Below are 1,320 nucleotides of genomic sequence, written 5' to 3'. Positions count from 1 at the left end.
CAACGCGGCACTTCCATCACTATGCATTTGCGCGAAGGTGAAGATGACTTCCTTTCTACGCATAAGCTGAAGTCAATTATTCGCAAATATTCCGATCACATCTCTTTGCCTATTCAGATGAATAAAGAAGAGTGGGATGCAGATAAAAAAGAGCAGGTAATCAAGGATGAGCTTGAGAGTATTAATCAGTCCAGTGCTTTATGGGCGCGCTCCAAATCAGAAATTACCGAAGAGCAATACAACGAGTTCTACAAGCATCTATCCCATGATTATGAAAACCCACTCTGCTATTCATTAAATCGGGTAGAGGGTCGCAGCGAATTTACACAACTGTTATATGTTCCAGCGCGAGCACCATTTGATTTATGGGATCGAAATAAACGTGGTGGGATCAAGTTGTATGTAAAGCGAGTATTCATCATGGATGATGCTGAGCAACTGATGCCTATGTATCTACGTTTTGTCACTGGTGTGATTGACTCAACAGATTTGCCATTGAATGTCTCTCGTGAAATTCTGCAAGAGTCGCGTGATGTCAAGGTTATTCGGGAGAGCTCTACTAAGCGTGTGCTGAGCATGCTGGAAGAGCTGGCTAATAGCGATGATGAGACCAAGAAAGAAAAGTACCGCACCTTCTGGGCGCAGTTTGGGCAGGTTCTGAAGGAGGGTGTTGGCGAAGATCAAGCAAACCAAGAACGCATTTTGAAGCTCTTGCGTTTTGCAAGTACGCACTCTGATTCAGCTGAGCAGACAGTTTCTTTGGCGGACTACATCTCTAGAATGAAAGAAGGTCAGGACAAAATTTATTACGTCACTGGCGATTCATTTAACGCTGCCAAGAACAGCCCCCACTTAGAAATCTTCCGCAAGAAGGGCGTTGAAGTTTTGCTACTTTCTGACCGTGTGGATGAATGGATGCTTTCTTTCTTTACAGAGTTTGATGGCAAGCAAATGACTTCAGTGGCTAAGGGCGGACTTGATCTGGGTAATCTTAGTGATGAGAATGAAAAGAAAGAGCATGAAGAAACTGAAAAGAATTTCAAGGACTTGCTCGATCGCATGAAAGCTGCCTTGGAAGACAAGGTCAAGTATGTGCGCGTCACTTTCCGCTTGACTGACTCTCCAGCATGTTTAGTTTCTGATGAGAATGAGCTATCTGGTAATTTATTGCGGATGCTGAAGGCGGCAGGCCAGCAAGCGCCAGATACAAAGCCTATTCTTGAAATCAATCCTGAGCATCCTTTGCTCCTCAAGTTGAAATCAGATGACCAACATTTTGATGAGTGGACGCAGGTCTTGTTTGATCAAGCGCTCTTGGCA

The 1,320-nt window shown here is 44.2% G+C and carries 1 protein-coding gene; it reads left to right on the top strand.

The window, feature by feature from the left end; translation table 11 throughout:
- On the top strand, nucleotides 1–1,320 hold a 1,320-nt coding region (gene htpG / locus B7X71_RS17080), incomplete at both ends, for a molecular chaperone HtpG (protein ID WP_293601620.1).

The sequence above is a fragment of the Polynucleobacter sp. 39-46-10 genome (genome assembly GCF_002282275.1).
The sequence above is the reverse complement of the archived record's forward strand: the minus strand, read 5'-3'. Positions and strand labels throughout refer to the sequence as shown.